24 protein-coding genes are annotated in these 25355 nt (G+C 68.2%); 11 read left to right on the forward strand and 13 right to left on the reverse strand.

What is annotated here, in order from left to right; translation table 11 throughout:
* Window position 1: 1 nt before the first annotated feature.
* On the reverse strand, window positions 2-571 hold the full coding sequence (locus tag AC3ERS_RS24745; RefSeq protein WP_431970471.1) for a LuxR C-terminal-related transcriptional regulator: 570 nt from the start codon (window positions 569-571) through the stop codon (window positions 2-4).
* 377 nt (window positions 572-948) lie between these two features.
* Here AC3ERS_RS24745 and AC3ERS_RS24750 point away from each other — a divergent pair, with 377 nt between their 5' ends.
* On the forward strand, window positions 949-3066 hold the full coding sequence (locus tag AC3ERS_RS24750; RefSeq protein ID WP_431970472.1) for an alpha-amylase family glycosyl hydrolase: 2118 nt from the start codon (window positions 949-951) through the stop codon (window positions 3064-3066).
* A gap of 22 nt (window positions 3067-3088) precedes the next feature.
* Here the strand turns inward: AC3ERS_RS24750 and AC3ERS_RS24755 are convergent, their stop codons facing one another.
* Window positions 3089-3385 carry a hypothetical protein gene (locus AC3ERS_RS24755; RefSeq protein ID WP_431970473.1) on the reverse strand — a complete coding sequence of 99 codons (297 nt, stop codon included), beginning with the start codon at window positions 3383-3385 and terminating at the stop codon, window positions 3089-3091.
* Window positions 3386-3538: 153 nt separating this feature from the next.
* Here AC3ERS_RS24755 and AC3ERS_RS24760 point away from each other — a divergent pair, with 153 nt between their 5' ends.
* From AC3ERS_RS24760 to AC3ERS_RS24770, 3 genes are read left to right on the forward strand one after another with little or no spacing between them, the layout of a single operon-like run.
* The gene (locus tag AC3ERS_RS24760; RefSeq protein WP_431970474.1) at window positions 3539-4390 is read left to right on the forward strand and encodes an alpha/beta fold hydrolase; all 852 of its coding nucleotides are present in this window, start codon (window positions 3539-3541) and stop codon (window positions 4388-4390) included.
* A gap of 33 nt (window positions 4391-4423) precedes the next feature.
* Complete coding sequence (locus tag AC3ERS_RS24765) at window positions 4424-4870, forward strand: VOC family protein (RefSeq protein WP_431970475.1); 447 nt, start codon at window positions 4424-4426, stop codon at window positions 4868-4870.
* Between the two features lie 23 nt (window positions 4871-4893).
* Entirely contained in the window at window positions 4894-6339 is a 1446-nt protein-coding gene (locus AC3ERS_RS24770; RefSeq protein WP_431970476.1) for a dihydrolipoyl dehydrogenase family protein, read from the forward strand.
* Between the two features lie 159 nt (window positions 6340-6498).
* Here the strand turns inward: AC3ERS_RS24770 and AC3ERS_RS24775 are convergent, their stop codons facing one another.
* From AC3ERS_RS24775 to AC3ERS_RS24800, 6 genes are all read right to left on the reverse strand, one after another.
* On the reverse strand, window positions 6499-7413 hold the full coding sequence (locus AC3ERS_RS24775; protein WP_431970477.1) for an alpha/beta fold hydrolase: 915 nt from the start codon (window positions 7411-7413) through the stop codon (window positions 6499-6501).
* Window positions 7413-7841: a hypothetical protein gene (locus AC3ERS_RS24780; protein ID WP_431970478.1), complete on the reverse strand. Its 429-nt coding sequence runs from the start codon at window positions 7839-7841 to the stop codon at window positions 7413-7415. The genes AC3ERS_RS24775 and AC3ERS_RS24780 overlap by 1 nt, the downstream gene beginning before the upstream one ends.
* 241 nt (window positions 7842-8082) lie before the next feature.
* Window positions 8083-9129: an alpha/beta fold hydrolase gene (locus tag AC3ERS_RS24785; RefSeq protein WP_431970479.1), complete on the reverse strand. Its 1047-nt coding sequence runs from the start codon at window positions 9127-9129 to the stop codon at window positions 8083-8085.
* Window positions 9130-9303: 174 nt separating this feature from the next.
* Window positions 9304-12018 (reverse strand): AAA family ATPase, encoded by a 2715-nt coding sequence (locus AC3ERS_RS24790; protein ID WP_431970625.1) that lies wholly within the window; start codon window positions 12016-12018, stop codon window positions 9304-9306.
* A gap of 120 nt (window positions 12019-12138) precedes the next feature.
* Window positions 12139-12576: a Pycsar system effector family protein gene (locus AC3ERS_RS24795; protein ID WP_431970480.1), complete on the reverse strand. Its 438-nt coding sequence runs from the start codon at window positions 12574-12576 to the stop codon at window positions 12139-12141.
* A 230-nt stretch (window positions 12577-12806) separates the two neighbouring features.
* Window positions 12807-13454 carry a TetR/AcrR family transcriptional regulator gene (locus AC3ERS_RS24800; RefSeq protein ID WP_431970481.1) on the reverse strand — a complete coding sequence of 216 codons (648 nt, stop codon included), beginning with the start codon at window positions 13452-13454 and terminating at the stop codon, window positions 12807-12809.
* A gap of 146 nt (window positions 13455-13600) precedes the next feature.
* On the opposite strand from AC3ERS_RS24800, the gene AC3ERS_RS24805 reads away from it, so the two are divergent.
* Window positions 13601-14266, forward strand: a complete 666-nt coding sequence (locus tag AC3ERS_RS24805) for an SRPBCC family protein (protein WP_431970482.1) — start codon at window positions 13601-13603, stop codon at window positions 14264-14266.
* 309 nt (window positions 14267-14575) lie between these two features.
* On the opposite strand, the gene AC3ERS_RS24810 is transcribed toward AC3ERS_RS24805, so the two are convergent.
* Together AC3ERS_RS24810 and AC3ERS_RS24815 are read right to left on the reverse strand one after the other, a co-directional pair.
* Window positions 14576-15058, reverse strand: coding sequence for a hypothetical protein (locus AC3ERS_RS24810; RefSeq protein ID WP_431970483.1), 483 nt, complete (start codon window positions 15056-15058; stop codon window positions 14576-14578).
* Window positions 15059-15273: 215 nt separating this feature from the next.
* A complete protein-coding gene (locus AC3ERS_RS24815) occupies window positions 15274-15822 on the reverse strand; it encodes a hypothetical protein (protein WP_431970484.1) in 549 nt (182 codons plus the stop codon).
* A 335-nt stretch (window positions 15823-16157) separates the two neighbouring features.
* Between AC3ERS_RS24815 and AC3ERS_RS24820 the strand changes: the two genes are divergently transcribed.
* The 3 genes from AC3ERS_RS24820 (at window position 16158) to AC3ERS_RS24830 (ending at window position 20442) form a co-directional block, all read left to right on the forward strand.
* The gene (locus tag AC3ERS_RS24820; RefSeq protein ID WP_488186860.1) at window positions 16158-16718 is read left to right on the forward strand and encodes a hypothetical protein; all 561 of its coding nucleotides are present in this window, start codon (window positions 16158-16160) and stop codon (window positions 16716-16718) included.
* 261 nt (window positions 16719-16979) lie between these two features.
* Window positions 16980-19802 carry a TIR domain-containing protein gene (locus AC3ERS_RS24825; RefSeq protein WP_431970486.1) on the forward strand — a complete coding sequence of 941 codons (2823 nt, stop codon included), beginning with the start codon at window positions 16980-16982 and terminating at the stop codon, window positions 19800-19802.
* Between the two features lie 118 nt (window positions 19803-19920).
* Window positions 19921-20442, forward strand: coding sequence for a RipA family octameric membrane protein (locus AC3ERS_RS24830; RefSeq protein WP_431970487.1), 522 nt, complete (start codon window positions 19921-19923; stop codon window positions 20440-20442).
* Between the two features lie 75 nt (window positions 20443-20517).
* Here AC3ERS_RS24830 and AC3ERS_RS24835 read toward each other — a convergent pair whose 3' ends face one another.
* The 3 genes from AC3ERS_RS24835 to AC3ERS_RS24845 form a co-directional block, all read right to left on the reverse strand.
* The gene (locus AC3ERS_RS24835) at window positions 20518-21183 is read right to left on the reverse strand and encodes a hypothetical protein (protein ID WP_431970488.1); all 666 of its coding nucleotides are present in this window, start codon (window positions 21181-21183) and stop codon (window positions 20518-20520) included.
* A gap of 111 nt (window positions 21184-21294) precedes the next feature.
* The gene (locus AC3ERS_RS24840) at window positions 21295-24030 is read right to left on the reverse strand and encodes a helix-turn-helix transcriptional regulator (RefSeq protein WP_431970489.1); all 2736 of its coding nucleotides are present in this window, start codon (window positions 24028-24030) and stop codon (window positions 21295-21297) included.
* A 20-nt stretch (window positions 24031-24050) separates the two neighbouring features.
* Window positions 24051-24335, reverse strand: coding sequence for a hypothetical protein (locus AC3ERS_RS24845; RefSeq protein ID WP_431970490.1), 285 nt, complete (start codon window positions 24333-24335; stop codon window positions 24051-24053).
* A gap of 224 nt (window positions 24336-24559) precedes the next feature.
* Between AC3ERS_RS24845 and AC3ERS_RS24850 the strand changes: the two genes are divergently transcribed.
* From AC3ERS_RS24850 to AC3ERS_RS24860, 3 genes are read left to right on the forward strand one after another with little or no spacing between them, the layout of a single operon-like run.
* Window positions 24560-24787: a hypothetical protein gene (locus AC3ERS_RS24850; RefSeq protein ID WP_431970491.1), complete on the forward strand. Its 228-nt coding sequence runs from the start codon at window positions 24560-24562 to the stop codon at window positions 24785-24787.
* A gap of 50 nt (window positions 24788-24837) precedes the next feature.
* Complete coding sequence (locus tag AC3ERS_RS24855; RefSeq protein ID WP_431970492.1) at window positions 24838-25014, forward strand: CopG family transcriptional regulator; 177 nt, start codon at window positions 24838-24840, stop codon at window positions 25012-25014.
* Complete coding sequence (locus AC3ERS_RS24860; RefSeq protein ID WP_431970493.1) at window positions 25011-25352, forward strand: VOC family protein; 342 nt, start codon at window positions 25011-25013, stop codon at window positions 25350-25352. Before AC3ERS_RS24855 ends, AC3ERS_RS24860 begins: the two co-directional genes overlap by 4 nt.
* Window positions 25353-25355 lie beyond the last annotated feature (3 nt).

The raw sequence follows: 25355 nt of genomic DNA on the forward strand, positions 1-25355 counted from the left end.
TTCAACCGTCCACGAGGAAGCGAGCTACATCAGCGCGCTGCATCGCGCCGAGCTTGTCGAGGATGTTGTGCACATGATTCTTCACGGTGCACAACTCGATGCCCAGCCGGTCGGCTATCGCGCGGTTGCTGAGACCGAGCGCGATCTGATCGGCGATCTCCCGCTCGCGAGCGGTCAAGCGGAACCGGGCCCGGTGTGGTTGCCCGTCGCCGGCCAACGTCGCGACCCGGCGCATCAGCCCGCCGGTGATCATCGGCGGGCACAGCGTCTCGCCGATCACCGCATGCCGCACGGCCGCAATCAGGTCGTCAAGGGTGCCTTCTCTTGGCACGTAACCCACGATGCCGGCTTCCGCGCAGGCGACCACCGATTGCTCGGTTTCCGGCAGCGCCAACGCTACGACGCTCACCCCGGGCAATTCTCGGGTGAACAGGCGTGCGGCCGCTGGGCTGGTCACCGCCGACATGTCCAGCAGGACCACGTGCGCATCCATCCGCCGCGCCGCGTCGATACCGTCCAGCGACAGCTCGCACGCCCGGACCTCACCGACGTCGTCGAGCGCCAGCAGCACCGCAGCCAACCCGTCACGGTACAGCCGGATCGGTGACACGATCACGATCCGCAAGGTGGCCGGTTGAACGCGACCACTGATCATCGCGACATCGACCCCTTCCGGTGCGGACTCGTCCGGTACGAACTGAAGGACCATCGCGTCCTCCTTGGACGCCGTGCTGCGGAGTCCCGCCGAGTACTGCCCTATGACGTGCGCTCCGCAACCCGACGCGGTAATTCTCGATCGCCCGCAGGGAGTCGTGAAGAGTAGCGGTCTACTCGACCTTCCACCCGACGGCTCGCGAAATGGATGCCCGAACTGCGGTGAGAACCCCTGGCTGCCTATCCTGACCGCCGTCGCTGAGCAAGACCGCGATCGAAACCGACGCTGCACGGGTGAGTCGACCTTGTCGAGCAGTTGCCACCGGCGAACGCGTCTGGTTTGCGTTCCACGTCGCTACACGAGAAACGAGTAGCAAACTACTCGCTACGGCTACTGTGGCCCTCGTTAACCTTCTATCACACCCAGGGACCGCCGCATCGCGCTCTGGTCGAAACCCTGCGCTGTCGGCCAGCGGCCACCGGATCTCGAAGCTGTTTGCGGGCAACCAACGACATTGCACTTCATCCGAGCAGGTGGGAGAGGACACCTCGGCTATCCCTCGACCGGACGCGGGCATTCATGGGAAGGAGGGCAGCTCGATGATGAAGACCACTTTGCAGTCCCGATCTCAGATGGGTTCGACAGCACATGAGAAGGGCGTGACGTTTCGCGTGTGGGCGCCGAACGCCGATAGTGTCACGGTGGCAGGAAGTTTCAACGACTGGTCGAGGTCGGCGCATCCGCTCACCAACGAGGGCGGAGGTGTGTGGTCGGTCGAGGTGGAGTGCGCCAAGCCAGGTGATACTTACCGGTACGTGATCGTCCACGCCGGTGTCGAGCTTGCCTGGCGATGCGATCCGTATGCGTGTGCGATGGCGAGTTCGGTCGGTGACTCGATCATCGATGACCCGGACTACGACTGGGGATCTGTGCCGTTCCGGATGCCGGACTGGGACGATTTGGTGATCTACGAGCTGCACATCGGGACCTACAACGACGAGCCGGGCGGCGGCCCGGGCGATGTGGCGCGGGTGATGCAACGGCTGGATCATCTGGTCGACCTCGGTGTCAACACCATCCAACTGCTGCCGCCTGCCGAGTTCCCGGGAGGCTTCTCCTGGGGCTACAACCCGTCCTCGATTTTCGCGGTCGAAACCGATTACGGCGGGCCGCGGGCTTTGCGGGACTTGATCCGAGCGGCGCATGACCGCGGCTTGGCGGTGCTGTGCGATGTCGTCTACAACCACTTCGGTTGGGCGGACTCGATCACCCGGCGATTCGACGGCTGGTATCAACATGGCAAGGGCGGCATCTACTTCTACAACGACTGGCGCGACCGCACGCGGTGGGGACACACCCGACCCGATTACGGGCGCCCAGAAGTTCGCCGATACCTGCAAGACAACGCCCTGATGTGGTTGGAGCAGTTCCGGTTCGACGGACTGCGCTGGGACGCAACCAGTTACATCCGCAATGTCGACGGCAACGCCGACCCGGGCACCGACTTGCCGGACGGGTGGCGCGCGCTGCGTCAGATCAACAGCGAAATCGACACCCGCCAACCGTGGAAGATCAGCATCGCCGAAGACTTGCAGAACAACGAGTGGCTCACCAAGAACACCGACAGCGGCGGGGCTGGGTTCGACAGCCAATGGGACGCCGGGTTCGTCCATCCGATCCGGCGGCTTCTGACACGCGTGCGCGACGAGGACCGGGACATGCAAACAGTCCGCGCCGCGGTCGAACACCGCTACAACGATACCGCCCTGCAACGGGTCATCTATACCGAGTCACACGACGAGGTCGCCCGCCTCAACGGGAAATCACGACTGCCCGAGGACATTTCACCCGGAAACGCCAGCGACTACGCCGCGAAGAAACGTTCCACGCTGGGCGCGGTATTGGTATTCACCTCTCCCGGTATCCCGATGATCTTCCAAGGCCAGGAATTCCTCGAAGACGGCTCCTGGCACGACGACCACCCGCTCGACTGGTCCAAACGAGACGCCCATACAGGAATCCTCCACCTCTACCGAGACCTCATCGCACTACGCCGGAACCAGCACCACACCACGCGAGGACTGCGCGGACCCGGCGTCCACGTGCACCACATCAACAACACCAACAAGGCCCTTGCCTTTCACCGCTTCGCCGAGGGCGGGCCCCGCGACAGCGTGATCGTGGTGATCAACCTGGCCAACCGAGAATACGAGCGCTACCGGATCGGGGTACCACGGGAAGGTCGATGGCGAGTGCGATTCAACAGCGATTGGCAAGGATACGATCCCAGCTTCGGAAACCTGCCGAGCACAGACGCCACCAGCCGGCCACACGGGATGGACCAGATGCCCTACTGCATCGACATCGGTCTCGGCGCATACACCGCCGTCATTCTCTCCCAGGACGAGTAGATGCGAACCCGGAAACTCCAGTTCAGATGCGCTTGCCGAGCGGCACCGCAGCCGTCGTTGCAGCTACGCAGGAGCGGTCGCGGTATTCGCGACAGAGAACCAGGTCGGTACCGCAGCCTTGCTGGAAATCGGCGCGTACTCCGAACCTCGAACCTATAGCCCGACAGCAGGATGCGCCGAGATCGACGACGAGGTTCTGTCGGCTTGGACTCGGAAGTCCAGAAATCGCCACGACACCACCCTCGCGGAACTGCTCGGCGTCGCCGACACGGTCACCGCACCGCGCGCGATCGAAGCCGGAGACACCGACGAGCGACACTTCGATCAGTCGGCGACGACTGGGACATCGCGGAACTCGACCGCTGACCGAACTACGTCGCGCGCAGCGTCAGCTGACGGATGTGGCGGGGGCGCCGCGCGACCGACAGTGGAGCGCACAACTCGCACGACACTTGCTCGAAGGACGAACCACATGGTCTACATAGGACGAGGCCGCCCACGGCGGCGAATCACCAAGGCGGTCACCGCGATCGCGGCCGGAGTCGCGGCGGGCAGCCTCGCCGTCGCGTGCACCGCGAGCACCACCACCCATGCCGGCCCCACCGAGGACGCCCCGAAACCGACGGTCGTTCTCGTGCACGGCGCTTTCGCCGATGGGTCCAGCTGGAACGATGTGATCGAAAAGCTGCGCGCGGACCACTATCCGGTGGTGGCCGTGGCCAATCCGTTGCGTGGTCCCGCCTCGGACGCCGCTGCGCTGCGGGCGCTCGTCAGCAACGTCGGCGGGCCGGTGATCCTGGTCGGGCACTCCTACGGCGGCTCCGTCATCAGCGCGGCCGCAGCCGGAAACGACCAGGTCAAGGGGCTCGTCTATGTGGCGGCCTTCCTGCCGGCGCCCGGCGAGACCGCGCTCGGGCTGACCAGCCAGTACCCGGGCTCCACCCTGCCCGGCACGCTGAACCCGGTGCCGTTCACCGCTACCGACGGCGGCGCGGGCACCGACCTCTACATCCGGCAGGACAAGTTCCACGACCAGTTCGCCGCCGACGTCTCCGCCGGCCGCGCCGCGCTGATGGCCGCCGCCCAGCGGCCGATCGCGCAGTCGGCCCTGGAGGAGAAGGCCACCGTCGCGGCCTGGAGCGAGAAACCCAGCTGGGACGTCATCACCACCGAAGACCTGAACATCCCGGTCGCGGCCCAGCGGTTCATGGCCGCCCGTGCCCACGCTCAGGTCACCGAGGTCGCCGCCTCGCACTCCGTCGCCGTCTCACATCCCGACGTGGTCGCCGACGTGATCGAACAGGCCGCCCGCGCCACCCACTGACCACCGCGAAAAACCGAACAGGAGAACACGATCGTGGACTTGAAGCTGGAAGCCGTCGTCCTGCCCGTCGCCGACGTCGACCGTGCCACAGCGTTCTACACCGAGCGGCTCGGATTCCGCCTCGACGCCGACTTCCCGGTGGACGACGGCTACCGGGTCGTCCAAGTCACCCCGCCCGGGTCGGAATGCTCGATCATTTTCGGCACCGGCGTCACCGCCGCCGCGCCCGGGACACTGCACGGCCTGCACCTGATCGTCACCGACATCGAGAAGGCCGTCGCCGAACTGACCGAACGCGGCATCACGGTCGACGGACCCTTCCGCGACGCCACCGGCGTCTTCCACCATGCCGGAACCGCCGGCCGCGTCGCGGGCCCGCACCCGGATCGCGCCAGCTACGGCTCCTTCGCCGCCTTCACCGACCCCGACGGCAACGGCTGGTTCCTGCAGGAAGTCACTCGGCGGGCGCCCGGCCGCTGATCCCACAATCGGAAGCAAACCCCATGTCCGACAAGGAAACCCAGAGCTACGACGTCGTCGTCATCGGGGCCGGACCGGTCGGCGAGAACGTCGCCGACCGCACCAGCGCCGCCGGGCTCAGCACTGTCGTCGTCGAATCCGAACTGGTCGGCGGCGAATGCTCGTACTGGGCCTGCGAACCCAGCAAAGCCATGCTGCGCCCGGCCCTGCTGCACGCCGAAGCCGCACGATTCCCCGGCGTCGACACCGCGGTCACCGGACCGCTGGACGCCGGCGCCGTCCTGAAACACCGCGACCGCATGGCCGCCGACTGGAACGACCAGGGGCAGGTCGACTGGCTCGACTCCGCCGGGATCGCGCTCCTGCGCGGCCACGGCAGAATTGCCGGGCCACGGCAGGTGACGGTGCGAACCCCCGACGGCGACACCGTGCGGCTCACCGCCCGGCACGCGGTCGCGGTGTGCACCGGCAGTTCCGCCGCCCTCCCGCCGCTCCCCGGTCTCGACACCGTGCGTCCGTGGACGAGCCGCGAAGCCACCAGCGCCCGCGAAGTGCCGGGCCGACTGGCCATCCTCGGCGCGGGGGTGGTCGCCACCGAAATGGCGACCGCGTGGCAGGCGCTCGGCGCGCGGGTCACGCTCATCGCCCGCGAACCCCGGCTGCTCCCCCGCGTCGAAGTCTTCGCCGCCGACCTGGTCGCCGAGCGTCTCCGGGAAGCCGGCGTCGACCTGCGATTCGGCACCACCATCACCGCCGCCGAGCGCGCGGGCGGACCGGACGACGGCATCCACCTCACCCTCGGCGACGGCGACCGGCTCGTCGCCGACGAACTCCTGCTCGCGACCGGGCGCGCACCCCGCACCGACGACATCGGACTCGAGACCGTCGGTCTGGCTCCGGGGCAGTGGCTCGCCACCGACGACACCTTCACCGTGACCGGGGTCGAGGGTGACTGGCTGTACGCCGTCGGCGACGTCAATCACCGTGCGCTGCTCACCCATCAGGGCAAGTACCAGGCACGCATCGCCGGTGCGGTCATCGCGGACCGGGCGCGCGGGCTGGCCCTCGACACCGGCCCGTGGGGACGGCACGGGGGTACCGCCGATCTGCTCGCCGTGCCGCAGGTCGTTTTCACCGACCCGGAAATCGCGGCCGTCGGCCTCACCACCGAGGACGCCGCCCGTGCCGGACGGGTGGTCGACGTCGTCGACTACGACATCGGCCGGGTCGCGGGCGCGATTCAGCACGATCCGTCCTATCGAGGGCAGGCGCGCGTCCTCATCGATCCCGAGCGCCGCGTGATCGTCGGGGCCACCTTCGCCGGGGCGGGCGTCGCCGAACTCCTGCATTCGGCGACTATCGCGATCAGCGGCGAGATCCCCCTCGATCGGCTCTGGCACGCGGTGCCCTCGTTCCCCACCATCGGCGAGGTCTGGCTGCGGCTGCTCGAAACCTATCGAGACCAGTGAGGCCTACGAGGCCACCATCGTCAGTGAACTCCCCGGCCGCCGGGCCGCTGCCGTGCAGGACCGCAGCCTCCGCCCATAGCCACAGTGCTACCGGGCCAGCGAAGAGGACAGCCACGCGCACCCGCCGATCCGTATGGGGATCGGCGGGTCGCGCTGCGTTCATTCTCGCCGTCCGCGCGTCGAGACGAAGTCCCAGACCGCTTCGGCGAAACGCTCCGGTTCCTCCACATGCCCCAGGTGCCCGCTGTTTTCGAGGACGAGCAGTTGTGAATCCGGGATCAGCCGATGCAGTTCCTCCGCCCAGCGCGGTCCACAGATGACGTCATGGCGGCCCACGATCACCAAGACCGGCACGGACATGCCCGGCAGGTCCGCGCGATCGTCGATCGGATCGGGGGTCCGGTCGGCGGTCAAGCCCGAAATGTAGTTCGCCTGTATGGCATTCCGCACGGCCCCCCAGCGCTGCTCGTCGCCCCAGTAGTCGGCGAAGTACGACGGCAGCACACCGCGGGCGACGGCGAGGGTCTGCTCGTCATCCGAAATGTCTTGCATCGCACCGAATGCGGCGAGGATCTCGCCCAGTTCGGGCCGGTCGGCGTGCGCGGCAGCGAACTGTTCCAGCCTGCGCGCGGCCTCGAGGGCGTGCTCGGGGCCGGTCACCGGCGCGCCCTCGTAGAGGACGATTCCCGCGAGCCCGGTCGGCCGGTGCAGCGCGTGATAGGCGGTGACGAACGCGCCATGCGAGTGGCCGAGCAGATACACCTCCGGCACGTCGAGGTGTTCGATGAGCCGTTGCAAGGCGCGACTGTAGCGTTCGCGGGTGTAGCCGTGCGGATGCGTCGGCAGCCGACCGGATGCGCCGGTGCCGATGGCCTCGACGTACACCATCGTCAAGTTTTGCTCGAGGGCCGGCATCCGCAGGTACTCCCAGAAGATTCCGGGACCGCCCGGGTGAGCGATGCACACCGGGCCGCGTCCGTGGACGTGGTACCGCTGCCGGACGCCGTCGGAGTCGAACGAGTGGACGCCGGGCGAAAGCCGCGTGTTGTGCGTGGTCGAATGCGCTGCGGTCATCACGCGGCCTTCAGCGGGCCCGCGAAGGACTTGCGCAGCGAGGACGGGCCGATCAGGGGCAGCAGCGCCGCGAGGATCTTGCCTTTGACCGTCCGCGGGGTGCGGGTCAGTTCGACGTCGACCCTGGTGCCGCCCTGGCCGGGCGTGGCGCGGAAGACCCAGCCGCCGCCCGCGCCGAAGAGCTTGGAGTCCAGTGTGGTGATGGTGACGGTGACACCGGCCGGATCCCATTGGTAGCGGGCGCGTTCCCACGCGGCCGCGGTGCCCTCGGTGACCTCGGCCCAGGTGTCGCCACGGTCGTGGACGACGAAGTGCTCGGCATCGATCGTCGGCCACGTCTGGGCCCGGGTGGGTCCGAAATCGGTGAGCACCTGCACGACCTCGGCGGGAGACAGGGTGGACAGCAGGTGGAATCGGACCGTTGCCATGGGAATGCTCCTTGAATTTCAGCGAGGGATGTCTGCGATTCCGGAGCCGTTTGCACGGTTCCGGACGCTGATCGAGCATCGCTTTCCGGAGTATCCCCGCGAATCCGTCAGATGACGCTGCGTTGACGTAATCGCCTCTCGCACTGGCGACGCGGGAGAGCAGGACGATGGGCGCAGGCCGTTCGCACTCCTCGCAGAAGCTCTGGCCTCTGTGCGGGGCGCGGACACTCTGCGCCGGGAATCACAGGTGGTCGGCGTCGATGACGGCCCGGGCGAACGGGTGTGGCGCTTCCTGCGGGACGTTGTGCCCGATGCCGTCCAGGACGCGATGCTCGTATTTGCCGGTGAACTTGCCGCGGTAGGCCTTTCCGTCCTTGGCCACGCCGTCGAAATCGCTGCTGACGGTAATGGCAGGCACGGAGACGGTGGCACCGTCGAGTTGCCGTTCATAGGCGTCGTAGTGCGGTTCGCCCGGTGCGAGGCCGAGCCGCCACCGGTAGTTGTGGACGACGATGTCGACGTGGTCGGGATTGTCGAAGGCGGTGGCGCTGCGGTCGTAGGTGGCGTCGTCGAAGTTCCACAGCGGCGAGGCCCGCCGCCAGATCAGCTTGTTGAAATCGCGGCGGTTGCGGCTGTAGCCGAGCCGTCCGCGCTCCGTGGCGAAGTAGTACTGGTACCACCAGCCGAGTTCGGCCTCCGGCGGGAGCGGTTGCTGGTTGGCGGCGATCTGGGTGACCAGATATCCGCTCACGGACACGATGGCTTTGCAGCGCTGCGGCCACAGCGCAGCGATGACGTCGACCGTCCTTGCGCCCCAGTCGTATCCGCCGAGGACTGCCTCGTCGATGTGCAGGGCGTCCATCAGGTCGACGATGTCGCGCGCGATGGCCGTCTGCTGGCCGTTGCGGATGGTTCGGTCGGACAGGAAGGTGGTGGGTCCGTAGCCGCGCAGGTACGGGACGATCACCCGGTAGCCCGCCGCGGCGAGCAGCGGTCCGACATCGGCGTAACTGTGTGGATCGTACGGCCAGCCGTGCAGCAGCAGGACCGGTTGTCCTGTGGGGGGACCGAATTCGGCGTATCCGACGTTCAGCACACCGGCGTCGATCTGCGTGATGGGCCCGAGGGTGGTGTTGGCTCCCGATCCCGCGCGCAGGTCCGCGCCCGGTGCGGTGGTCGCGGGTGCGGCGGCATGGTCGGTGGCGCAAGCGGCGAGGGAGGTCGCGGCCACACTCGCGGCGCTCACCGCGAGCGCTCCGCCGAACAGTCGTCGTCTGCTGATGGTCATCGCAACTCCTACCGGTGTCGTCCATGAGCGAAGGCCGGTGAATCGCCCCGGCCACGCCGATGACGCTAGGTAGCGCGCGAATGCCGTTGCGAGCGTCGGTTGACGTACTCCCTGTCGGTCATCGGCGTGGAACGGCTGTTCGTGCGCTTCGGTCCGCCGCCGGGTCGGCCCGCATCAGGCGGTCGTGTCCTCGTCGGCCGGAAGCAGTGCCGCGAGATCGGTGCGCGAGCTGACGCCGAGTTTGGGGAAGATGCGATGCAGATGGGTGCTGACGGTCCGATGCGACAGGTACAGCCGCTGCCCGATTTCCCGGTTGGTCAGTCCCTGGGCTGCCAGCCGGGCGATGCTCAGCTCGTGTGGAGTGAGCCGATCGCGGGCGTCCGGATCCCGGTTCGGGCTGGATTCACCGGCACTGCGCAGTTCCAGCCGAGTTCGTTCGCTCCAGGCGGTGAACCCGAGCGCGTCGAAAATCTCTCTGGCCGTGCGCAAATGGGTGCGGGATTCGACGACCCGGCGCTGCCGCCGCAGCCATTCGCCGTAGGACAGGTGCAGCCGCCCGCGCTCGGCGGGCCACGCGGCCAGATCCACCGCGAGCGCGTCGGTGAAGTGTGCTTCGGCGGTGTCGGTCGCCAGGAGGGCGTGTGCGTATCGCCATCCGATGTGCAACGCGGGCGAGGGCGTAGACGCCACGGCAGGCTCCACGCCGCGCAGCAGTTCACGCAGCGCATCGACCTGACCCGCACGGATCGCCGCGTCGGTGAGTTCGGCCAGGAAATAGGCGCGCAGCGCGGGCGAGTGCGACGGGTCCCCCGGATCGTGCGTGCGGCGCAGATCGGCGAAGGCGTCGTCGTACCTGCCCTCGCCGAGCGCCGCGAGCCCGCGTGCGAGTTGGACGGTGGCCAGGACGGGTCGCGCGCCGGCGGCGAGCCCGATTCGTTCGGCATCGCTCGCGAGGGTCGCGGCCTGCGGGTAATCCCCTCGCAGCGCGGCGATTTCGGCCTGGACGGCGGTGGCCAGCCCGTGCATGAAGGGCTGACCGGTTTCGCGGGCGAAGTCGGCGGCTTCGGCGGCAGCCTGGGCCCCGGCGGCGAGATCGCCGAGCCGGGTCAGACTCCACGCCTGCACGGTGAGCGCGCGCGGCAGCAGTCCGAGCTGTCCGGCGGCGCGAAATCCCGGCGCGGCCGCGGCGGAGAAGTGCGCGGCGAGATCGAAAGCGCCCACCTGAAGTGCCGCGCTGCCGAGGAACCGGTCCACCTCGGGGTTGCGGCCGGTGTCCGAGGCCAGGGCGCGCAGGCGGTCGATGACCCGTCCGCCGCGTTCGAACGGGGCTACATACGCGGAGACGGCGACAAGGCGCGGATCGTCATCCGCGATGGGGAGTTCGTCGGCGACGGCGAGCAACGCGGGGCGGGTGTCGGGACCGGGTTCGGACCAGAAGCAGCGCATGGCCGCACCCCACAGGATCCGCATTGCCGCGTCCGGATGCCCGTCGGCGGCGACAGCGGCCGCCAGTGCCGCCAACTCGGTGATGCGCGAGGGGTTTTCGCGGACTCCGTCGTCGAATCCGCTGAGCAGCCAGGCCGCGGTGGCATCGTGCCGCGGCGTGGTGGGGAGCGCGCGTGCGGCGAGGACGAGTCGTTCGGCGGTATCACGGCGGCCGGAATCGACGGCGAGTTCGGCCGCACGCAGCAGCCGGTCCGCGCGCAGGCCCGGGCCGCCGCTGAGGTCGGCGGCGCGCTCCAATGCCGCGACGGCGCCGCCGCGGTGGCGTGCTCGTTCGGCGACGTTCTCCAGTTCGCGTGCCGCCTGTTCGTCGGGACCGGTCGCGGCCGCGGCCCGCTGCCAGGCGCGCCGATCCGGGTGCGCGGCGAGGACGTCGGAGAGCGCGCGGTGTGCGCGGGTACGCTCGTCGGCCGTCGCCGTCGTGGTGAAAGCCGATCGCATCAGAGGATGCCGGAAGGTGACGGTGTCGCGCCCGAGTACCAGCAGCCGGTTTTCGACGGCGGGCGTGAAGATCTCGGTGCCGGCCTGTGTGCCGAGGAGAATGCTTGCGGCGGACAGTGTTTCGGTGACCGAGTCGCTGTCGTTGAGCGCGGCGACGAGTAGCGCGGTCCGGGTGGGGGCGGGCAGCGTGGTGCCGCGCGCTGAGAAGGCGCGTTCGAGCCGTTCGGTCAGCGGCAGTGTCGCGGGAAGCTCATCGAGGTCGCGCACCGCGCTCGGCAGTTCGGTGAGCGCCAGCGGGTTGCCGTGAGCCTCGGCCAGCAGCCGATGACGGGTCTGCGCGGGCAATTCGGGGGCGATCAGGTCCAACAGTGCGGCGGCATGGTCGTCGGACAGCGGTTCGGGCCCCATGAGGCTCAGCCCCGCGTCGGCGAGTGGCGAGTCGACGCCATCGCGCAGGGTGGCGATCAACGCAATCGGCTCGGGGTCGATGCGGCGGGCCACGAACGCCAGAACCTCCGCACTTGCGGGATCGAGCCAGTGCACATCCTCCGCGACGATCAACAGCGGCCGCTCGCCCGCCGCGTCGGCCAGCAGCGTCAGCGCCGCGAGCCCGACGAGATAGGCGGTGGGTTCGTCGCCGCCGTCCGGCAATCCCAAAGCGGTTGCGAGAGAGTAGTATTGCCGGGGCGGCAGCCCATCCAGCTGTTTCCGCAAGGGGTACAGCAGTCGATGCAGCCCGGCGTAGGCATAGTTCTGTTCGGCCTCCACCCCCGCGGTCCGCAGCACCCGCACCCCCGCGATGGCCGCCGCCGCGACGGCCTCGTCCACCAGTGCCGACTTCCCGATCCCGGCCGCACCCCGAATCAGCATCCCACTGCGATCCTCGGGCCCGTCGACCAGCGCACCCAGATCCTTCAGCTCGGTATCCCGCCCGAACAGCGGCATGGTGCGCACTCCCTCTCCTGCCCGTTTCGATCGCGGGCCCTACGACCCTACTCGAGCCCGTCCGGTCGATCTGCGCCGCCGCAGTCGGCGAGCGCGAAGGGCCGAGAAGCTCGCGATCTCTCAGGACACGGCCGCCAAGAGTACGGTCGCCAGCAGCAGCCCGATGGACGCCAGCAACAACCACGTGGCCTTGCGGAACTTCAGGTAGCGGTAGAGGTAGAGGTGCGACGTCCGCCACAGCTCGTCGAGCGCCCCTTTGAGCTGCTGCTCCGGCGACTGGCTCATCACCGAGGCATGGAAGTCTTCGAAGCTCGACCAGGTGCGACCGATGTAGGGATAGTTGTAGAGCTCGGACGCCGCGCTGCGCGGTGCGAAGACCTTGCCCAACGGTCGACGCCGCAAGAGAACCAATGCTTGCGTCGCGTAGATGACCGAGCCCGCGACGAGCACCAGCGTGCCGACCGCCAGCGCGAACACCCACGGACTCAACGGCTTCGAGCCCCTCGACGAGAACGCCAGCGCCGTTCCCGCGACCACGAGCGCATTCGTACTCAGCACAGCGGTCGCCCGCGTCGTCACCCCGCGGCAAACCTGGCGTCCTCTCGAAGGATGTGCCAGTGAACGACATCCAGACTCACGCCGCGCGGTCTGCCGCCGGATCCCCCAGTAGTCATGACCCGATTCTCGACGAGATTCATCGCGAAACCAAAAGGGAGCCAGTGTCTCCCGTGCGCCGCCTCCGGGACCGGCCGCACGGTGGCGACAAGCCGGTGGGAGTGGGATCGCGGTCAGTCGGTCACGAGGGTTTTCAGTTCGTCGTCGAACAGGAGGGCGGGGTCGAACTCCATTCCGGTGAAGTGCCCGGCGAGTTCGAGGGAGAGGACGCCGTGGATTCGGGTCCAGAACGACAGGGCGCGGTGCAGGGTCGCGGTAGGCACGGAGTCGTCGGGGGCCCATCGGCGATGGTGTTCGAGGTGGGTGTCGAACGGTGTCGCCCGCTTGTCGAGGGGCAGCGCGGAGAATCCCTCGATCAGCATCGTCATGGTCTCGTTCGAGATCGCGGTGGTGTCGTCGGGTGCGCGATAGCCGGGAACCGGTGTGCCGTAGATGAGCAAGTACCGCTGAGGGTCGGCCAAGGCCCATTCCCGTAGGGCGTAGGCCAGCCCGGTCACGTCGGCGCCGGAGTCTCGGGCCGCGCGGAGGGTATCGGCAAGACTTCGGTAGGCGTCGCGAATGAGTTCGGTGATCAACTCGTCGCGGCCCGCGAAGTACCGGTACAGGGCGGGGCCGCTCATGCCCACCTGCTTGGCGATCGCGTTGAGCGACAGCGCGGACGTTCCCGCCGTGGCGATCTGCTCCCAGGCGCACTGCTTGATCTCCGCACGCATCTGCGCGCGATAGCGCTCCCGCGGGCTGCGCACCCCTGTGTCCGTCATGGTCCACCCCTTTCCCACTGTGTCTCTCCGACGTTGGTTAGAGGCTATCACTTTGACTCTTGCCTCTCACCGTGATCTGTTATAGCTTCTAACTTAAGCGAGACCGAATAACACTCCCTCGCCCGCCGCCGACAAGGAGCAGAACCATGACCGACACCCGCCCGGCCAGCACACCGAAAACGCAGACCACCTCCGGCGCCACGCGCAGCCGCCGTGGACGAACCGCCCTGCTCGGTATCGCCCTGACCGCCGCGATCGCCGGCGCCACCGCCACACAGGCCCTCGCCGACGGCTCGCCGGACTCGGCTCCGCTGACCTGCGGGGGACAAGGCATCGATCCCGCCGCCCCGATCCACTACCGCACCGAGACCCTGATCAAGGCGCCGCTGGACACCATCTGGAACTTGCAGACCGACGTGGAACGCTGGCCGACCTGGCAGAAGCCCGTCACCAGCAACAAGCGCCTGGATTCCGGTCCACTGCAGCCCGGTTCACAATTCCGGTGGACCACCCCCGTCCCCGCCACCGCCACGACTCCCGCGACCACCCTCACGATCACCTCGACCGTTCAGCAGATAGAGCCCCAGCGCTGCATCCGCTGGAGCGGGCCTGCGATCGGCGACGGGATCGGCATCGACAACGGCATCCACGTCTGGACTTTCACCCCGGTGGACGGCGGCGTCCTCGTGCGCACCGAGGAGAACTGGAACGGAGCCCAGGTCGAAGCCGACGTAGCGACCTCCACCCAGTTCCTCGGGGCCGGTCTCGAAGCCTGGCTGACCGACCTGCGCGCCGCCGCCGAAGGTCGGTAAACCCTCTGTTCACCAACAGATTTCGGTATGGACGCAGCGGCAGCACATGGCGCTCGCCGATCGGGTTCCGACCGCCCTCGACGCGCGCGGCCCGGCCTGCCGGAAACCCAGCCTTCGGCGAGCGAATCCAGCACCCACCGGGCGAAACTCGTTCGGGGTGACAGCAACTCGGCGATCGGCCCGGGCGGAGTTCCATGCCCGCCCGGGCCGATCGGAGAGAAAGCCTTGCTGCTTCGACCCCACACCGAGCGATGCCAGATAGCGGTGAGGACGGTGGGATCGAGCGGTTCCGACGCCGTGCAGCCAGGCTCACACAGCCCTGAAGAGACCGAGGCCCGAGGAGATATTGATGGCGAAGCCGCCCGCGAACGCGACCGCGACGATATCGCCCGCTCCGGTGAACACCGGCACCGGCGCCGGGGCGCAGTCGCAGGGCCGCTGCGCCGTTTCCCGATCCGCCACGTCGACCATGCCGGACGCTCCGGTCGTCGTGTTCGACCAGTAGATCCGGGCGTGGGAGTCGAAAATGCTGCCACCGCCGAAGGGGCTGGGATTGGCGACGCCGAAGGTGGTGACGCCGGGTTGGTCACCGACGGTCGCCGTCAGGTAGACGTTGAATTGCGATGGAATACCCCATGTTTGGGTCAACTTCATCAGCGGAAGCTGGAACGTGGTCGTCTGCGCGGCGTGAGCGACGGTGTGCTGTCCCAGCACCAGCGCACCGGCCACCGTACCCGCGACACCCAGCTTGACGCCCGCGCCGGCAGCCCGGCGAACCACGTTATTCGTCACTAGCCCTCCTCACAGTCGATTCCGGCCCGCATCCGTGCCGGTGACGCCGTGACGATCGATGACATGATCGGATCAGCGTTGCCGACGGCCGCATTCACCGCGCTGCCTGCGCATTCGGCACGGAGCGGTAACGAGCACCTGCCAGTAAACAGCCCGGCGTGCGATATTCACGGCATCGACCCGCCCAGACTTGCGGCTCGCCGGTCGGCTGGACATCAGTGCTCCAGGAACGGCCTTGCCCACTCGGTGAACCGCTCCCCCAGCCCCGCCTGCGCCGCCGCGAGAACGGCCGCGGGGTCCTCCGCCACCGGCAGGCCGAAGTGCTCGTCGAGCCACGTCACGAACTCGTCGTGCCCGTCGCTGTACTCCTCGTCCTCCTCGCGGTAGAAGTACACCTCGTCCCAATCGACTCGTATCTCCGAGTCGAAGCCGAGGAGCTGAAACAACTCCCGCAGATGACGGGCGACGACATGCTGCCCGCCCTCGTCTCCGAAGACGACGACGGGCAGCGTCGCCGGATCGTCTCGGTCGTCGAAACGCCACAGCGCGTAGAACGAACCGGAACCGTTGGCCTGCGCGAAGGGAATCAGCCGGTCGGTGAACTCCGGATCCTTCGACCAGCCCGCCACCAGGCCCGAGAGGTCTCCGAAGTCGGTCAGGCCGAAACCGTCGGCGTAATTCTCGTAGCCGAGTCTCTCCTGCAACTCCATCAGCAGGTTGAGCTCCGCAACAGGCGAGTACGGGCTGTTCAATGCGTTCTCCAAGCAGGCATGTAGGGCAGTCCTGTTGTGGCCGCCCGGATTTCGAGATCATAAACTCCCACGCCCGGACGTTCTTCGCAGCTCGACCGCAACTTGTCGATGCCGATCACGACTTCTGTTCACCCGCAACGCCTTCGCAGGCTCCCGCGCCACCTCACGCGCCCAGATCGCGGCCTGGGTCGCGGAGCGAAGCGGCCCGGCCAACGACCCATAGCCGCGGCGACAGGGCGCGAACCCGGTCACATTCCTGTTGTGCCCCGCAAGCGGCCGCCGATACCCGGACGACAGCAGACGTTTTCACGGAGAGGCGGAGACACATGGCCGGTCGGCATCGTGCGATGAGCAGGCGCAGCAAAGTTCTGCGCGGAATACCGGTTGCGATGGCGCTGCCTGCTGCCGTCAGCCTCGGCGATCTGGGTGTCACTACGGCGCACGCCGCCCCCGCGCAGGCTGTCGAGCACGCGCCCGACACCGCCACGCTCGTATACGCGACCCAGTCACCGGCGGCGATCCCAGCCCACTTCGTTCCGAGCTCGGCCGTATCGAATCCGGTGGCCGAAAGTGTCGAGCCCTCGGCGGTAGAGCCGCTCCCCCAGGCCGCACCGGTCGCTCACGCGACGGCGATCGCGAGCCCGAACGAGAACGGCACCTACATCGGCCAGACCGCGGGCCAGGTGATCGGAGGCGTGACCGGAGCGGTGCTCGGCGGCACCGTCGGAGCCGCGCTCGCCACGCCTCTCGCCGGGCCGACGGGTGGTTCGGCCGTACCGATCGGAGTCGTCGCAGGCGGTGTGATCGGCGGCGTGGTCGGCACCTACGCCGGTTACTACGCGGGCTCGTTCATCGGATCGGCAGTGGCGGAGCAGGCTCCGGAGCTCATTCCGAACGTCCTCCCCTGAGCCCGTCCGACGGCTGATCCGGTGGCTGACGACCTGGCGATGATCGGCGATCGGATCGGCATGGGATTCCAGCTTGTCCGCGCACCGCGCCTAGGCGGCGGCCGCCCAGGCGCGGTGCGCGCTGGGTCCGCCGCACTGCTGGTCACGGGGAGGTTCTCGACCTGCCGTAAACCCGAGTAGTGAACTACCCGCGACATCCGCATTCGTATCGTTCAGGCTCGCATATCGCAGCCCCATACGTCTCGGCTCGGGAGATCTTCCATGTGCGCACAGCCTGCCGCTGCTCTGGAGCAGCCGGCTCGCGGACAGGGGGCGTCGTTCGACTACGACGCCTTCATCTCCTATACCCACCGCGATCGACCGGTCGCCGCCGGAATTCAGAAAGGCCTGCACCGCATCGGCCGGCGCATGGGCCACCTGCACGCACTGCGTGTGTTTCGCGACGCTACCGACCTCACCGCCAGTCCCGACCTGTGGGGCAAGGTCGCCGAAGCGATGGACCGGGCCCGGTTCCTGGTCGTCGTCCTCTCCCCGCACGCGGCCGCCTCGGGCTGGGTCGACAAGGAAGTCGCGCACTGGCTGGCGCGCCGCGGATCGGACAACCTGCTGTTCGTCGTCACCGGAGGACGCCTGATCTGGGACGAGAAGACCGGGCGGTTCGACCCGGACCGATCCGACGTGGCCCTGCCGGTGCTGACACGACCGGGTGTCCTGACGACCGAACCGTTCTACGTCGACGTCACCGACGATGCGCCGTGGGACCCGCGCGCACCGATGTTCCGGGAGAAGGTCATCGATCTGGCCGCCCCCGTCCACGGCAAGCCCAAATACGAACTGGCCAGCGAAGACCTGCGTGAGCAACGTCGCTTCCGGCGGTTGCGTCGTGCCGCTGTCACCGGATTGGCCCTGCTGACCGTCATCGCCCTCGCCGCCGCGACCATCGCGCTCGATCAACGGCGGGAAGCGATCCACCAGCAGCACGAGGCGGAACGACAACGCAACGAGGCGGTCGCTCTCGCCCTGGCCGCGGCCTCCCGCGATGCCGCGCCCGGCAACGCCGGGCTCGCACTCGCGCTTGCCGCCGAGAGCAGCCGAGCGACGCCGGCCCCGCTGTGGCAGGCCACCAGCGCACTGGTCAACGCCCGCATCGCCTTCGGCAAGGCCCCCGGGCAGCAAGCCGCCGCACCGCTCACCGGCCACACCGACTGGGTGAACGACGTGACGTTCAGCCCGGACGGAACCCGGCTGGCCTCCGCGAGCATGGATGGCACTGTGCGACTGTGGGATCCGGCGACCGGCGCGCCGGTCGGCGACCCACTCACCGGCGACCAAGAGCGGGTGTACTCGGTAGCTTTCAGCCCGGACGGCAGCCGGCTGGCCACGGCCGGCGCGGACAACACCGTCCGACTGTGGGACACCGCCCTCGGCAGGCAGGTCGGTCCCCCACTCACCGGACACATCGACAGGGTGAACGGGGTGGCGTTCAGCCCGGACGGCACAGTGCTGGCCTCCGCAAGCTGGGACGGAACGGTGCGGCTGTGGAATCCGGCGACCGGACAGCAAGTCGGTGAACCGATCGTCGGCGACTCCAACGCGGTGTCCGACGTGGCGTTCAACTCGGATGGCACTCGCTTGGCCACCGCGGGCGCCGATCACACCGTGCGGTTGTGGGACCCGGCGACCGGCGGACAGGTCGGTCCCGCGCTCACCGGCCACACGGACTGGGTGGCGGACGTGGCGTTCAGCCCGGACAGCGCCGTGCTGGCCTCCGCCAGTGGAGACAACACCGTGCGATTGTGGGACGCCACCACCGGTCAGCCGCTCGGCACCCCGCTCACCGGCCACACCGCCACGGTGCACTCCGTGGCATTCAGCCCGGATGGGACCCGGCTGGCCACCGCAGGCAACGACACCACCGTCCGTCTATGGGACCTCGCCACCGGTCATTCCCTCGGTGAACCGATCACCGGCCACACCGGCGAGGTGAACGCGGTGGCGTTCGACCCGGAAGGCACTCGGCTGGCCACCGGCGGTGATGACGACGCGGTGCGGCTTTGGGACGTCAGTACTCGCGCGCCGGTCGGTGCACCGCTCACCGGACACACCGACGGGGTGCTCGACGTGGCGTTCAGTCCGGACGACACCCGCTTGGCCACCGTCAGCCGGGATGGCGCTGTGCGGATCTGGGACCCGGCCACCGGCAAGCCGATCGGTGCACCGCTCACCGGACACACTGGCCCGGTAGCTGCGGTGGCATTCAGCCCCGACGGCACTCGGCTGGCGACCGCGGGCGCAGACAACACCGTGCGACTGTGGGACCCCGTTACCGGACAACCCGTCGGCCCTCCGCTCACCGGCCACACCGAGGCGGTGCTCGATGTGGCCTTCAGCCCGGACGGCACGCGGTTGGCCACCGCAGGACAGGATCGGACTGTGCGGCTGTGGGATCCCACCGGCGGACGGCCTATCGGTGCGCCGCTCACCGGCCACACCGGTCCGGTGTACTCGTTGGCGTTCAGCCCAGACGGTTCCCGACTGGTCACCGCAGGACTCTTCGACGACCATCCCGTGCGGCTGTGGGACCCGGCCACCGGCAAGCCGGTCGACGGACCACTCATCGACCACACCGGCGGGGTCTCCGCGGTGGCGTTCAGCCACGACGGCACCCGGCTGGCCACCGCCGACACCGACCACACCGTGCGGCTGTGGAACGCGACCGACGGACAACCCACAGGTCCGCCGCTCATCGGCCACACCGACGGGGTGAACAACGTCGCGTTCGCCCCGTCCGATACCTTGTCGGCCACCGCAGGCTCGGACAACACCGTGCGGTTGTGGGACCCGACTACCGGTAGGCCGATCGGTCCCCCACTCACCGGCCACACCGCCGCCGTGTACGCGGTGGCGTTCAGCCCGGATGGCATGCGGCTGGCCACCGCCGGCGCCGATCACACCGTGCGACTGTGGGACCGCCCCTGGGACGCGAACAAGGCGTGCGAACTCGCCACTCCGTTCGTGACCCGAGCCCAAGTACAGACCTACGTGCCATCCGGCTGGAAGATGACGTGCCGTTATGCCAGCTGAATCCAAAGCCTTTGCAAACCAAGCAGTTCGGCGCCGAAGCGGAGTCCGCACCTACCGGCCACGCCTCCGGAAGAGACGGATCGAGCCGGACGCCCAGAACGACACGAGGAGGTCGGCGGTGCACCACGACGATCAGCGATCCGAGCTTCGCACCCGACTCTGGAACGACGCACCGGAAGACTCCGACAACCGCACCGCCACCTTCGAGAGTGCGGTGCTCGAACAGTACCGGCTCTGCGTCGAGATGGCCGACCGGGTGAGCGCTAGGCGCGGCCTGGCGAACTCCTTCTTCCTGACACTCAACACCGGCATCTTCACCTTCACGGCCGCCTTCGGGAAAGCCCCGCCGAACGACAAGGTCTGGTGGCTGGCGATCCCCTTGGCCGCGATCCTCGGCCAGTGTTTCGCGTGGTTCTACCTGGTCCGCAGCTACCGGCTCCTCAACAGTGCCAAGTACCAGGTCGTCGGCGCCCTGGAGGAACGACTCCCCGCCTCCCCCTTCTGGCGTGCCGAATGGTGGGCGCTGGGTGAAGGAAAGGACCGAGCACGGTACTGGCCCCTCTCGCACATCGAGGAGTGGATCCCCATCCTCTTCGCGCTCGCCTACACCTCCGGGTTCCTGGCCCTCGTTTTCACCTGAATCCGGCTCTGTCCCAAGCATCTCGGGACCGAATCGGAAACAGTAACCACCCGGGTTCCGACGACCTCGATGCCTTCAGACCAGCGCGGCCCTGGTCTGCGCGTACGCGATGACGTTCTCTTCGTAGGCCGCCGCATCATGCTCCGACAAGCACACTCGGAGCCGGCGTATCGCGTCATCGAGTTGGGGCCCCGAACCACGATCGGCGAGCAGAACCACGATCACCTCCCACTCCCCGATCCCCTTGTCCGGCCGATCCAGCAGCTCATCCAGGTACCGATCCGGCTCCACCAGCTGCAATGCGCGGCGCGCGTAAGCGTGTACGCGGCGGGGCAACTCGGTGCGAATGGCATCGATATCGGCTTGCAGGACGTGCTGACCCGGTTGCTCCGGGTCGAGTCGCACCGACCACAGCGCGGTCAGCTCGTCCGGCAGACGATGGGAGGTGAGCAGGTCCGGGCCCGCGGCCTTCTCCAGCGGCGTCGGCGGCAGACCCAGCCGAGCGTCGCGCCAGTTGCAGAATTCCCACCAAGCCGTCGGCGTGGCGTTCAGCTCCAGCCCGAATGCGAGGACTTGCTGTCCACCGGTCCACGTGCGGGTCACCCGGGTGCGGCCGACGGAGGCGACACCACCCGGCTCGATCCGCACCCACACCGGATCCGAACCATGAAACCCATACGGCTGTAGCAACTTTCCTGTCTCACGCAGCACACGACGCAGCGCCGAATCGGGACTGACCATCCCGGCAGACTATCGGCGCGCCCCGACAGACCGGGCAGCTGCCGGGCGGCGCGGCGAACTCCACGGTGCAAGACCCGCCCGAAGTAGGATTCCCGCAGGAAAGTGCGGCTGTCAGCCGGACCGGCGCATCCAGGCCGTGATCTGACTGCGGTTGTTGACGCCGAGCTTGGTAAGGATGTGCTGGACGTGGTTCTGTGCCGTCCGTTCGGAGATGATCAGGATGCGCGCGATGTCGCGGTTGGTCGCGCCGGTGGCGACCAGTTCGGCGACCTCGAGCTCGCGGGGTGACAGTGTCGTCGACTGCGCGTACACGCCGATGATCGTTCGCAGGCGCTGCGCCCACGGCGCCATGCCGCAGCTCTCCGCGAGGGGCAGAGCTCTTTTCGCCAAAGCCAGAGCTTCCTCGGGTGCGTCCGCCACGACCAGTTCGGCGAGCTCGCAGTCGGCCTCGACCGCGAAGCACCGGGCGCCGATGTCACGGCAGATCCGTCCCGCGCTGCGCAGGTCGGCTGCGGCGGAGTCGGCGTCACCCAGCGCGGCAGCGAACTTACCCAGCCACAATTCGACCGGTCCGAGGTAGTGACCGCTTCCACCGGTGCCCGCCACGTGGAATCCGCGATGCTCGCCGAGGCGGTCGGCGAAATACCGGATATCGTCGACAGCCCCGAGCCTGCTGGCGACCGCACCTCCGGTCACCAGGGCATCCAGCAGGAAATAGGGCGGGATCTCCCACTTCTGCGGAGGCCCGAGGCTGCGGTACAACGATTCGCCTTCGTGCAGCCGGCCGAGTTCCACCAGCGGAAACGCCATGCCCAGTGCCGCGAACAATGCGTTGCGCACCTCGCCGCTCATGCGCGGCGGAGGCGGCGTGCACGAGACGTCGGACTGGCCGCCGTGATGGCCGATCACCGTGAGCAATGCGCGGTAGGCGCCTTCGCCCGCCGGGTGGGCGACCGACTCTGCCAGCCGGTATGCCTCCTCGCCGAGGCGTGTCGCTTCCGCGAGATCACCACGCCCTTGGGCGAGCGCGGCCTCGGCGATCAAGAGATGCCAGTTCGCCATCGGGCCGCCGGTGTGCCGCACGCACCAGCGCAGCCGGGACAGTTCGGTCGCGATGCCGGTGATCGCTCCGCGCGCCCAGAGGCTGTCGATGGTCCACAGGTGGCCCCACATCTCGGCCGCGGCGTCGCCCGTGCGGACACCGGCGGACACCATCTCGGCGGCGAGGACGGCGTACTCGTCGCGATGTTCCGGCCCGGTGCAGGCGAGCTGACGCGCGCGCAGCGCCGCCACCCTGGTTTCGTCGTCCGCCACTGTGGCGGCGAGAGCCATTGCCGCACCGCTGGTTTCGGCTACTTCATCGAGTTGCCCGAGATAGACGGCAGCCTCGGTGAGGCGGGCCAGCAGTCGTGCCCGCAGCAGGTCGGGGACATCGCCCGCCAGCGCCTCGGCGCACCACGCGTGAATGTCACGGTCCCACAACCGATCTCCGATCGGTTCGAGGACCAGTGCGCACTCGGCGGACAACGTCGCGTCGTTCGTGCGGCGGGCCAGGGCCACGGCCGCCGAGCAATCGGCGCGCGCCGCGGCCAGATCACCGGCCCGCTGGCTTGCCGTGGCCCGGGCAAGCAGCATCCGGCTCCGCTTGCCGGGCGGCGCGTCGTCGGCATTGGCCACCGCGAGCCCGTACAGCCGGACGGCCTCCTCGAAAGCCAGTTCACGCAACGCCAGATCGCCCGCGCGAAGCGCCCACCGCCGGGCGGGCTCGCGATCTCCGGCGATCGCCGCCTCCGCGTAGTGCCATGCCAGCGCTGCCGAAAACGCGTCCAGCGCATCGGGATACAACGCCTCGATGGCGTTCGCCGCACGCGTGTGCCATACCACGCGCTGTTGTAGCGGCAGCCCCTCCCGCAACGCCTCCTTGACCAGTGCGTGCCCGAATCGCATCGAGCCGGGCTCGGTCGTGGTGGTCAACAACCCGGTTGCGGCGGCCTCGTCCACGGCGGACAGGCATTCGGCTGCCGGTCGCCCGATCAGGCGGGCGACGACGGCGATCGCGAACTGGTCGCCCATGATCGAGGCGGCGCGCAGGAACTCCTGCGCCCGGGGTGACGACCGCGCCACTCGGCCCTGGATCACCTGCCGCAGGGTGGCGGGCACGGGCAGCCGGCGGTCCGCGCCGTCCCGGAACGCGCGGCCGAATTCTCTCAGGTAGAACGGATTTCCGCCGGTTGCCGCATGGACGCGCGCGGCGAGCTCGTCCGGCACCGGCTGCCCCGCCTCCGCCGCGAGACACGCCGCGGCCGCTGTCGAAGTGAGGCCGGCGAGGTGGATCGTGCGGGCCGCTGCCTCCCTCAGCAGCTCCGGTTTGATCACTCGCCAGCCCGGCGCCGCGTCGGCGAGGGTGTCGCGCTCGGTGACACACACCAGGATTCGCTGTGTCCGCAGCTGACGCACCACGTGCAACAGGCCGAGCAGCGAGGGTTCGTCGGCCCATTGCACATCATCGATGACGAACAGTGTCGGGGTCCCGTCGGAATCGAGCCGTGCCGCGAACCTCTCGAACAATGCCGCACGGCCGGAGATCGGTTCATCGCCGAAGCCGTCGCCGAGCACCGGTTGCCACAGCCGGAAGGGCGGCGCGTCGGGCAATTCCATCGCTCTCGACCAGAGGGTGCGTATGCCCCTGCTGCGCGCGCGTCCGGCGAGCTCCGTCATCAGCCTGGTCTTGCCGATGCCCGCCTCACCGGAGCACGTCACCAGCTGCGGGATTCCGCCGACCGCCCCGTCCAGGCTGCGGAGCAGATCGGCGAGCTCGCGGTCACGACCGATCAATCCGGATGTCACTCGCCGCCTCCTCCACCGGGTCAATCCATTGTGCCCCGGATGATTTCGGTGTCGAAGACCTCCCATCGCGTATCGGGACCCAGCCGCACTCCGGCCTTCTCGAACGCCGGGAACAGTCTCTCGGCCGCGTACCGATCGGCCGACACCGACGAATCCCAGACATCGACCACGTGCAGGACGCCGTCGGATTCCCCGACGATGTGCAGCAGGTTCCCCGTCACCGGTTCCGGGCCGAGCGCTTCGACCACGGCACGGTATTCCGTCAAACCGGCGCCAGGGGCATGGGTGATGTGAATGTATGGCATAGCTTCTCCGCCTTTCGCGAACTCACGGTGTTGACGCACCGAACGCTACGAGCGCCGACGTTTCGGTGACATCGGCCGAACTACTCAATGGCACTACTCATTCGGCGCCCCGCGGGAACGACGGAATGAGCAGCGAGGCTGAGTATTTCGGCGGATTCGACGCGTCCTCCGGGTCGATAGCGTCACAGTGTCGGTGACACCGATCTCGAAAGGACTTCACCGCCATGACATCTCCCCATTGGGACGGAGCCGAAGCGGCCGCCCGCGCGAGAGGGGCCGCGGAAGAATCCGGCAGGCTCGCTCGAAGCTACGGCGACGGCTGCCTCATGAGCACGGCGCTCGCGCAGGTGGTCGCCACTGTCTTGGCGGCCGTCGCGGCGCCGATCGTGGTGCAGGTGCTGAACCGCGTCGGTCTCCGGAGATCCGCGACGACCGACCACCGGTCACTCTGATCGGAAGCTCGAGCTAGCATGCTAGCAAGCTAGCGTGCTAGCATCCTCTCGTGGGCGACGAGGATGTGAAGCAGTTCAACGTCTATCTGCCGATCGGGCTGATCAAGCAGGTCAAATTGCAGGCGATCGAGTCGGGAATGTCGTTGTCGGCGCTTGTTGCCGCCGCGCTGCGCGCGTACCTCGGCGACACCCACCCGCAGTCACCATCAGGAGAGGATCAGCAATGAGGACCGAGGGCATCGATGCCGTGTTCCTGGAGACCCACAATTGGGGCAAGCAGGCCAGGTTTCTGCAGGAGCTGGGATTCGAGGTCGAGTTCGAGACCGGCCACGGTTCGGGTCAGTTTCGCAACGGTGACGGCCCATCCGTCTTCGTGGCCGAGGTCCCGCCGACCCAGGATCCGCGGACACTGCTGGTCATGAAGGTCGCCGACACGCAGAGCCGCCCCGGCGGCGATGTCGAGATCGTCACCGAATTCGAGCAGACCCACTACGGGACCCAGGAGATGACCGTCCGCGACCCGGACGGGCGGCAGTGGAATCTACAGGCACCGGGCAAGGAGTGAGCG

The sequence above is a fragment of the Nocardia sp. bgisy134 genome (assembly GCF_057708325.1).

Bases quoted from the DNA above. Each gene is read 5' to 3' on its own strand.
- AC3ERS_RS24760 (WP_431970474.1), top strand. From the start codon at position 3,539: ATGGTCTACATAGGACGAGGCCGCCCACGGCGGCGAATCACCAAGGCG.
- AC3ERS_RS24770 (WP_431970476.1), top strand. From the start codon at position 4,894: ATGTCCGACAAGGAAACCCAGAGCTACGACGTCGTCGTCATCGGGGCC.
- AC3ERS_RS24775 (WP_431970477.1), bottom strand. From the start codon at position 7,413: ATGACCGCAGCGCATTCGACCACGCACAACACGCGGCTTTCGCCCGGC.
- AC3ERS_RS24780 (WP_431970478.1), bottom strand. From the start codon at position 7,841: ATGGCAACGGTCCGATTCCACCTGCTGTCCACCCTGTCTCCCGCCGAG.
- AC3ERS_RS24785 (WP_431970479.1), bottom strand. From the start codon at position 9,129: ATGACCATCAGCAGACGACGACTGTTCGGCGGAGCGCTCGCGGTGAGC.
- AC3ERS_RS24790 (WP_431970625.1), bottom strand. From the start codon at position 12,018: ATGCCGCTGTTCGGGCGGGATACCGAGCTGAAGGATCTGGGTGCGCTG.
- AC3ERS_RS24800 (WP_431970481.1), bottom strand. From the start codon at position 13,454: ATGACGGACACAGGGGTGCGCAGCCCGCGGGAGCGCTATCGCGCGCAG.
- AC3ERS_RS24805 (WP_431970482.1), top strand. From the start codon at position 13,601: ATGACCGACACCCGCCCGGCCAGCACACCGAAAACGCAGACCACCTCC.
- AC3ERS_RS24820 (WP_488186860.1), top strand. From the start codon at position 16,158: ATGAGCAGGCGCAGCAAAGTTCTGCGCGGAATACCGGTTGCGATGGCG.
- AC3ERS_RS24825 (WP_431970486.1), top strand. From the start codon at position 16,980: ATGTGCGCACAGCCTGCCGCTGCTCTGGAGCAGCCGGCTCGCGGACAG.
- AC3ERS_RS24835 (WP_431970488.1), bottom strand. From the start codon at position 21,183: ATGGTCAGTCCCGATTCGGCGCTGCGTCGTGTGCTGCGTGAGACAGGA.
- AC3ERS_RS24845 (WP_431970490.1), bottom strand. From the start codon at position 24,335: ATGCCATACATTCACATCACCCATGCCCCTGGCGCCGGTTTGACGGAA.
- AC3ERS_RS24850 (WP_431970491.1), top strand. From the start codon at position 24,560: ATGACATCTCCCCATTGGGACGGAGCCGAAGCGGCCGCCCGCGCGAGA.
- AC3ERS_RS24860 (WP_431970493.1), top strand. From the start codon at position 25,011: ATGAGGACCGAGGGCATCGATGCCGTGTTCCTGGAGACCCACAATTGG.